Below are 8,814 nucleotides of genomic sequence, written 5' to 3' on the forward strand. Positions count from 1 at the left end.
ATGTTTAAAGTACTTATGGCAAACTGATGTCTCAGGCATAGCAGTTGTGACTTATGTGGGTTGTGGTGATTTACATAAGATCATAAATTGCTGTGCCTGTCACGTTTTGGGGATTCGTCAGCCCTATGGGGCGTTCGCCTGAATTTTGGGTTTGGAGTTCTATTATTTGTTTATCTTTTGGTATTGTTCACCTTGTTGGTTTAAAACAACAATGGGCAAGCTTGTGAGTAAAGTGTAATCTAATAAAGAATCAAACAAGGGCTATTACAATTGGCTTTTGGTAAAGCATTATATTTATAGTTAACTACTGGTCACCAATAATTGACGGAACAAGGAATATTAAAATGGATAAAATGTCAGTTCACATAAACTCTAAACCTTTAGAAACTTACCCGCAAAAACAAATTTTAAAGGTGGTAGCTGATGAAGTAACCGAAAAAGCGACTGTGCACAAAGCAGCGGTTCAAAGTGACCAAGTGGATATATCTGAAGAAGGAAAAGAAAAAAGTCTGGAAGATCAAAATCGTGAAGCGTTACGTAAATTATCAGGCAATGAAGATGCAAGTCAGGCATCACAATCTGAAGAAGATCCTATTGATGAACAGATTGCTGAAATACAAGAAAAGATAGAAAAACTACTACAGGAAACTGCATTATTACGCAGTAAAGATGATGAAGAGTCGCAGGCTAAAGTGAGGGTACTAGAAGCAGAAATTACCGGGCTTAACACTCAACTTATTGAATTATTGAGACAGCAATTAGAATCGGGTAAATAACAAGCACAGTAAAAATATGCAAAAGGTAATTGGAGACAAGAACGTTATTAATAACAATAATAAAGACGCTCACCTTAATCTTAAAACTAAAGGGGTTAACCCCTGATCTTACTGATCAAATTACTTAATTAACCAAAGTGGCTTATTTAAAGCCGCTACTTACTTTAAAAGCGCAGCGGCTTTTATTTGCTTTATGAATTAGTTTGCTGTCATCAACATTAGCTTTGCCTCTTTACCGTCTGTTAATACTGCGACGTTACCTTTATCAGTTATAAACACATCTCTTAACCTGCCTGCAGCCTTAGGAAATACCTGAGACTGGGTAAATTCACCATTGGCCAGATTAACGCTGTAGAGCTTTTTATCAACAAGAGTAGTGATTAGCACATGTTGTTGTAATGAAGGAAAAGCTGCATGTTTAGAACCGTAATACGCCATGCCTGATGGCGCTATTGATGGCGTCCAATTAACACTTGGTTTTTGCATGCCTTTATATTCGGTAAATGGTGAAATACGAGCTTGCGAGTAATCTTTGCCATAGGTGATTACCGGCCAGCCGTAATTAGTGCTAGCGGTTAAGTAGTTTAGCTCGTCACCGCCTGCAGGGCCGTGCTCGTGGCTAACAATTTGCTGCGTATCGTAATCATAAACTAAGCCTTGAGGGTTACGATGACCAAGTGAGTAAACAGCATGTGCATTTAGGTTTTTGTGATTAATAAATGGGTTATCTGTTGGAATGGTCCCATCTAGGTTTATACGTAATATTTTACCAAGTTGGCTGGTGATAACTTGTGCTTGCTCTCTAAAGTCAAAACCATCGCCCGTTGAAACTAATAACGTATTGTCGGGTAGGATAAGGGCGCGACCAGCGTAATGTTGTGGTGTGTTTTTATCAGTCGCTACTTTATAAATAACGTGTGGCTTTGAAAAGTCAGTGCCATTAAACGTGGCTTTGGCAACAACCAGCCTGTTTTCGCTTGCATCACCTTGGGCATAGGTAAAAATAACTTCTTTGGAGTCGTTATAATCTGGTGATAATACAATGTCGAGTAAACCACCTTGGCCTGCAACGTATAAACCTGTTAGGTTTAATTTTACTCTTGATTGCACGTTGTTTTTAACTATAACTACGTGGCCATCACGCTCTGTAATTAACCATGTGCCGTTTGGTAGTTCAACCATGCTCCACGGAGACTGTAATTGCGTAGCCAGTGTTTTTGTACTGTATTGCTCCTTTGGTAGCGCAACATCTGCATTAACAGAAAACGAAAAAAGCGAAAGCAAAGTAAAAAAAGAGATACATTGTTTACGGGGCAAGCCTTTGCTAGCATGGCTAGCATAAGAGAAAAGCTTTATTTTAATTTGAGATAACCATGTCGTTTTTAACACGTATATTGCCTTCATTTTTAGTTTCTTGGTTACTTACATTCACACTTGCTAGCTTGTTTCATAGCCAATACGTTGTCAATCAATTAGTTAATGTAGGTGTAGTGGTGCGCTTTAGTGATCGCGTTAGTTTAACGCTTGATGATTGGTTAGGCCTATTACCTACCTACGGCGCTATTATTGCCGTAGCACTTGCCATCGCTTTTTTTGTTACCGCAAAGCTTAATAAAAAGGTTCAAAAATACAGTACTCAGCTATTTGTTATTGCTGGCATTGTGGCATTTGCTATTGTGTTAATTGCCATTGAATCAATTATGAATATTCATATTATAGCCGGCGCAAGAGGCTGGGGTTTTTATGCTCAACTGCTTGCGGGCGCGGTAGGTGGTTTGGCGTTTTCGCAATTAGTTAAGGCAACTAAAACCCAAAAAGCGTGTTAGATGTGTGAATATAAATACGGCTTATACGTTATTTAGTGATTAATAAATAAAGGCCGCTGTTTATTGTAAACAGCGGCCTTTAAATATGACCTTTAGAATTTAATTAAAAAATTAAACTAATTAGTTTGTAGCTACTTAGCCCAAAAATTAGGATTAAAACGGGTAGGGTAATCAGGTTTAATACCAAAGAGTTAGTGTAGTTTCCCATAACCCCTTTTTGATTAACCAGCCATACAAGGTAGGTGCTAACAATAGGGAGTAATAACCCGTTAGCCGCCTGTGCGAATATAATCACCGCGACAGGGTCTAAACCGAGTGACGCCACCGCAGCACCAAACAATAAAATAACAATAGCGACGCCTTTAAAGCGCGTGTTACTCATATCGTTAGACCATCCTAACATGCCACACACGGCGTAAGCACCGGCAAGCGGCGCTGTAATAGCACTTGTTAAACCTGCAGCAAATAAGCCAATAGCAAAAAAGTAATGAGCGGCATCGCCAAGCAATGGCTCTAGCTGCACAGCCATGTTAGCCGCACTAATTTTCCCCGCATCGGTGCCATAAAATGCAACTGAAGCTGTAGATAAAATAGCTAAAGTGATCACACCGCCTAAAGTGATTGATAGGCCTGTATCAACATTTGTTTGTTTAATCACTTTTTGCATGTCGCTGTTACTGTCGTGTCTAGCAGCGAGTACGCCGGAGTGCAAAAATAAGTTATACGGCACAATGGTAGTACCAACTAAAGCTAGTATGGTTGTAATAGAGCCTTCAGGCATACTAGGAATAAAACCAGCAAATACATCACCCAGTGAAGGCGCTGCCATTACAAGTGTTGAGATAAACACTAAGCTCATTAAAATAACGAGTAAAATTAGCGCGTTTTCAACCACTTTATGTTTGCCGCTATACAGTAAAGCTGCACTAAAAAAAGCAATAAGTGGTGTCCATAGTTGGGAGCTAACTTGAGGGAATATTTCAATTAATCCCATGCTAGCGCCACTTAAATTACCCGCTTCATAAGCTGCACTGCCCACACCAATCGCGCTAATGACTAAAAATATAGCTAAAGATTTAAATAAAGGCGTTTGAATATGTGCTCTGAGCGCTTGAGCTAAATCTTGCCCGGTAGCAACGCCAAGGCGCGCCGCCATAGATTGTAATAATATAGTGGCAACTACTGAAAACAGTAATGTCCATATAAGTGCAAAACCAAAGTTTGCACCTGCCACGCTGGCGGTAGTAATTGTTCCTGGCCCAATGAAGGCTGCAGTGACGAGTAGTCCTGGTCCTAATCGCATAATTGACCTTAATAGTGCTAATGCATGTTGCTATTTAAAGTTACATCTTACGTTTAAAATCAATAATTATACGCGATGCCTGTTGTGTTAAAGCTGTCACTTACAGTAAGTGCCTTGCAGCAGGATTCGCTCCTTGACGATTTCTTTTTTATAAGCATATGTTAAAAAAGGGCGCGTAGGATACCAACTTGTATATAAATTTAAAGGGGATACAGTGCGTTTGCATGAATTTTAAACGAATATATAAGCGAATTAAATGAATGATGCCGATATTTATATTGGCATCATTATATTTACTTTATTAGGTTTTTAATCGCTTCTAAGCCTTTTTTTAGGGTATCTGCATCGGTAGCATAGTTAATACGAATACACTCGTGCTTGTGCGCCCAATCATCGTCAATGCCGATAAAAAAGTTATGACCTGGGATCACATACACGTCTTGCTCTTTGAGTTGTTGATACAATACCTCGCTTGTTATTTTTGCATCTTTAAACCACAGCCACATAAAAAATGCACCTTCAACTTTGTGCAAATAAACAGGCAGTTCGGCAAATACTTCATCAAATAATTCAATCGCGATTTGTGCTTTATTACGATAAAAAGGCAGTACAACGTTGTGGCACAGTGGCAGTAGTTCGTTGTCGTTAATTAAGCGTGTTACTAAGCTTGGGCCAATACTATTTGGCGATAACACCATGCTGCCGTTTACGCGGCCAATTGCTTTAATAATCTCATTGTTTGCAACTATAATACCGCTGCGTAAACCCGGTAGGCCAAGTTTTGAAAGTGACATACATAAAATAATATTTGAGTTCCACGTTAGGTTTGCATCGGTGTAAATACAACCTGGGAACGGATCGCCATATGCGTTATCAATAATGAGTGGAATACCATATTGCTTAGCAAGTAAATCAAGGTGTTTTACTTCATCATCAGTAATTACATTACCTGTTGGGTTAGTAGGGCGTGATACGCACAGCGCGCTTATGCTGCTGTCGTTTGCTAGTGTTTTTTCAACTGCTTTAAAATCAATGACGTATTTAAACTGTTTTGATGTGCTGCCTGTATTCAAAATTTCGATATCAGGCTTTATGGCAACAAACATATCAGCCGATAAACCTTGATCGGCATAACCTATGTACTCTGGCGCAAGGGGAAATAAAATCTTTTTATGGCTGCCATCCGGCATTTCGCCTGCCAACATATTAAACAGCACAAAAAAGTTAGCTTGGCTGCCATTGCCAAGTGCTACATTATCGGCACTAATATCCCATGCGTACTCTTTACTTAGCTGGCCAGCTAATGCTGCTCTAAACTCGTCGTTACCGGTTGGGCCATCGTAGAGCCCAAATACTTGCGATACTTTATTGCTGGCAACAAGTTTTTGTAATTCACTTAAAAAAACCTCATTTACTTGTGGTACTAATGCGGGATTACCGCCACCCAGCATAACAATATTAGGATTGTTACTGTTTTTAGCCCCGCCTAAGTCTTCCATTAATTGGGTAATGCCGTTGGGTTGTGTAAATTTAGTGCCAAAGTTTGAGTAGTTCATAATGCATAGCGTTTGTTAATAATGGGGAGGGCAGTATAGCGTAAATATAGGGCTTAAATCCGATGATGAGAATAATTCAATGCTAAGATTTACAGCTAGTTAAAGTAATGTAATTCCTTATAAAACAAAGGCTAAGTTAAGACTTTTTAACGCCATACAAAAACTCTTCGCCGCAGTCCATATACAAATCAAATTTGGCCATGACTTTGGTGAACATGGGGGCGTGTAAAAACTCGTTTAACCATGCACGAACATGCGTATATTCACTTTGTAAGTACCAGTGTTTATCTACACGGGCAAACTGTCTAATAAATGGCAGCAGGGCATAATCGGCTAGACTTTTTTCATCGCCCATTAAGTATTTATGCGTGGTTAGTTTTGCTTCAAATTGCTTAATAAACTCTTCGCAGGCTTTTTGGTAATAAATTTGTGCCATGCCTTTTGTACGAGCATAAAATTTGTACTTTTCGAGCACAGGTTTAAATTGCGTATCGTTTAGCTTAATTAACTCAAGCATGCGCTCAAGTGCTAATGGGTCTTGAGTATGCAGTAAATTATGCGGATCGTTTTGCTTTAAAGCCCACAGCATAATATCTAGGCTTTCATCTATAACTTGGTTATTAGGCAGTAATAAAACAGGCACAGTGTCTTTAGGCGATATTTGCAATAGATGCGGCGGTTTATTTTTAGTTTTTATAGCGCGTAGTAGTACTTGTTGCTCTGCCATTAAAATACCCATTCGTGCACGCATTGCGTATGGGCAGTGTTGTAATGAATATAATAATGGCAATGTCATGTTAGTTACCTTAGCTGTTTAGGCCTTCCACATACTGCTGGCGGGTTTGTACTTTAACCAAGCTATTTAAGTGTTCAACCGCTTGTGTTTGCCCGTTAATTAAATCTTGAAAATGCGCAAGTAACACGGCTTTATCCAGTTTTTCTTTATCGCCTGAACCAATGTCGGTTAAATCAATCATAAATTCGTCAAATTTGTCGGCAAAGTCACTCACAATATCCATGTTTAAAAATTGCTCATGGTTATAAATACTTGGGTAGCCGCCTTTTTGTTTATCAATAGCAAAGCTAATACCTTTAACATTGGTAACGGTGGTTTCTTTTTTACAGCTCAGCATACAGCTTGCGTCAATACGTGGTTTTTTACATCCTACTGTTTGCTGAAAAAAACACTGTCGGCTGGTCATCATTAGTATTGGATGATAAATGCTGTACATCATTTTAAAGTTGTTAGGGCGTTTAATATTACGCATTTGTGGTTTGTTTATTTCGTTTGAAATAAACGCGCCTTTTGCGTTTAAATCTTCTTGTAGTGTTAGTAACGCATAAGAGTTTGTGGTGTTTAACAACGGGCCTGCAATCCAGTCAATACCCATTTGTACTGCTTTAAATGCAACGCCTGTGTTGTTACTAATAATAAGCTTAGGTTTTACAACCTCGAGCAAACGTACCGCTTCTTCAAAATCTTTACCAATTAACACCGCCGGAAACCACGGAATTAACTGTGGGTGCTCTAAAAATACATTAATGTATTTATCGTTATCGGTTCTAAAGCTCTCTGGTAATTTAAAGTAAACATCGCCACCTGTTAAATCACATAGGTGAACGTCTTTTATGTCCGATATTAAAATAGAGAGTGTTGTTTTGTTATCGGCTTTAGGGTGGTTTACTAGTTTTGGCAGTTCAACAGGGGCGAGGACGTCTTTGCCTTCGTTTAATAAAAACGCGACTTGCTTTTTAATACGGGCAAGCTCTTTAAACGGAATGCTTAAGTTGTTGCCTAAGTTTGAGTAACCCATATTTTTAATTTCAAAATTGGCATTACTAAACGTTTTAAAGCGTTTATCAATAGCGGCTATATCAACAACCGATTTATCGGCGGTTTGCATAGGCATTTGCGATTGAACTTCAAAGCGTAGAGGTTGAAGGGCGCTTTGCTCTGCTAGGGTGTTGTGGTGTTTATCGTTTATTGTCAGTGTTATTGTAAATGGCTGGTTTAATTGGCCGCTAAACTCAAAGCGTAGTTCTCGTTTTGAAATATCTAAAAACTCAATTTTCTTTTTAACTAACGTATCAATGTCATTTTTTTCTGCGGCGAGCTCTTGCTGTGCATCGTAAATTTGCACAACCGAAATCGCGTTACTCTTTTCGTTAGCGTGATCAAAGCTATGGTCGCGCGGGTTGTCGGTAAACATGTTTTTTGTCATGTCACCTTGCAAAAACTTATTAGTAAAATTACGGTTAAATACTTTGTATAAGCTTGAATCATCTTCAATTAAATTACCTGTTTGTACAAAGGTATCTATTTGTTTGCGCCAGCTATCAATAACGGTATGTACGTAGTTAGCACCTTTAATGCGGCCTTCTACTTTTAACGAGTCGACACCTGCGGCTACCAGCTCTGGCAAATCAAAATAGGCTGAATTGTCTTTTAAGTTTAACGGATGTTTGTTACCCATAGCCGTTGGCTCGTATTCATCACGACATGCTTGTGAGCAACGACCACGGTTACCTGAGTTACCCACACTTACTGAGCTTGAATAACATTGCCCCGAAAACGCAATACACAATGCACCATGTACAAACACCTCGGTCAATACATCGCATTTGTGCGCTACATCGGTCAGTATTTTAATTTCAGTTAAGTTAAGCTCGCGCGATAAATTTACACGTGTAGCGCCAATGCGCGCTAAAAACTCAACCTGTGATTCGTTATGCGTAGTTAACTGAGTTGATGCGTGAATATGCAAAGTAGGAAAGTGCTTTTTAACAATGTTGAACAACCCTAAATCTTGCACAATAATGCCATCGAGCGTGGTATTTACGAGTTGGTTAAGTAGCTTAAATAGCGCGCCCATTTCGTGCTCTAATATAACTACATTAAGTGTTAAAAATATTTCACAGCCGTATTCATGGGCTAGGCGAAGTGCGCCGTTAAGCTCATCAAACGAAAGATTAGACGCTCGGTTACGTGCATTAAAGGTATCTAATCCACAATAAACCGCATTAGCACCGGCTACAATGGCGGCTTTTACTGCGTTAACATCACCGCCTGGGGCTAATAGTTCAATCTTTCTACTCATTACAATGTCGCTTCGCTCATATTTAATTGCCGCGAATTTTATATGGTTAAGCACGTTAATGCTATTTATTGAGGGATATAATAAAGACTAATACCAATTCGCTTAATTAAGTGATCTATTTTGAGGCTGGAAAAACGTGTTGATAGCTAGGCAAAAAATTCGCTATTTAGTTGTTCTCGGCAATTGCTCCTGCATTGCTCTACCTTCTGCATCCATGCAGTCGTAAATGAGAATTTTTTAACACAGGTAGCGACA

7 protein-coding genes are annotated in these 8,814 nt (G+C 39.1%); 2 read left to right on the forward strand and 5 right to left on the reverse strand.

All coding sequences use genetic code 11. The annotated features are described in order from the left end of the window. Positions 1–344: 344 nt before the first annotated feature. On the forward strand, positions 345–776 hold the full coding sequence (locus H5087_RS19845) for a hypothetical protein (RefSeq protein WP_182673126.1): 432 nt from the start codon (positions 345–347) through the stop codon (positions 774–776). A gap of 198 nt (positions 777–974) precedes the next feature. Here H5087_RS19845 and H5087_RS19850 read toward each other — a convergent pair whose 3' ends face one another. Next, complete coding sequence (locus H5087_RS19850) at positions 975–2,165, reverse strand: PQQ-dependent sugar dehydrogenase (protein WP_182673127.1); 1,191 nt, start codon at positions 2,163–2,165, stop codon at positions 975–977. Here H5087_RS19850 and H5087_RS19855 point away from each other — a divergent pair. Next, the gene (locus H5087_RS19855) at positions 2,150–2,602 is read left to right on the forward strand and encodes a hypothetical protein (RefSeq protein WP_182673128.1); all 453 of its coding nucleotides are present in this window, start codon (positions 2,150–2,152) and stop codon (positions 2,600–2,602) included. The genes H5087_RS19850 and H5087_RS19855 overlap by 16 nt on opposite strands. 103 nt (positions 2,603–2,705) lie before the next feature. Here the strand turns inward: H5087_RS19855 and H5087_RS19860 are convergent, their stop codons facing one another. The 4 genes from H5087_RS19860 to H5087_RS19875 form a co-directional block, all read right to left on the reverse strand. Then, the gene (locus tag H5087_RS19860; RefSeq protein ID WP_182673129.1) at positions 2,706–3,905 is read right to left on the reverse strand and encodes an Nramp family divalent metal transporter; all 1,200 of its coding nucleotides are present in this window, start codon (positions 3,903–3,905) and stop codon (positions 2,706–2,708) included. Between the two features lie 293 nt (positions 3,906–4,198). Beyond that, positions 4,199–5,461, reverse strand: a complete 1,263-nt coding sequence (locus tag H5087_RS19865; protein WP_182673130.1) for a valine--pyruvate transaminase — start codon at positions 5,459–5,461, stop codon at positions 4,199–4,201. 136 nt (positions 5,462–5,597) lie between these two features. Continuing rightward, entirely contained in the window at positions 5,598–6,257 is a 660-nt protein-coding gene (locus tag H5087_RS19870) for a glutathione S-transferase (protein WP_182673131.1), read from the reverse strand. Between the two features lie 10 nt (positions 6,258–6,267). Next, positions 6,268–8,559, reverse strand: a complete 2,292-nt coding sequence (locus H5087_RS19875; RefSeq protein WP_182673132.1) for a peptidase U32 family protein — start codon at positions 8,557–8,559, stop codon at positions 6,268–6,270. Positions 8,560–8,814 lie beyond the last annotated feature (255 nt).

This window comes from Pseudoalteromonas sp. SR43-7, assembly GCF_014163785.1.
Classification (GTDB): Bacteria; Pseudomonadota; Gammaproteobacteria; order Enterobacterales; family Alteromonadaceae; genus Pseudoalteromonas; species Pseudoalteromonas distincta.

Excerpts from the sequence above, each read along its gene's own strand:
- H5087_RS19875 (WP_182673132.1), bottom strand. The coding sequence starts at position 8,559 with ATGAGTAGAAAGATTGAACTATTAGCCCCAGGCGGTGATGTTAACGCA.
- H5087_RS19845 (WP_182673126.1), top strand. The coding sequence starts at position 345 with ATGGATAAAATGTCAGTTCACATAAACTCTAAACCTTTAGAAACTTAC.
- H5087_RS19860 (WP_182673129.1), bottom strand. The coding sequence starts at position 3,905 with ATGCGATTAGGACCAGGACTACTCGTCACTGCAGCCTTCATTGGGCCA.
- H5087_RS19855 (WP_182673128.1), top strand. The coding sequence starts at position 2,150 with ATGTCGTTTTTAACACGTATATTGCCTTCATTTTTAGTTTCTTGGTTA.
- H5087_RS19865 (WP_182673130.1), bottom strand. The coding sequence starts at position 5,461 with ATGAACTACTCAAACTTTGGCACTAAATTTACACAACCCAACGGCATT.
- H5087_RS19870 (WP_182673131.1), bottom strand. The coding sequence starts at position 6,257 with ATGACATTGCCATTATTATATTCATTACAACACTGCCCATACGCAATG.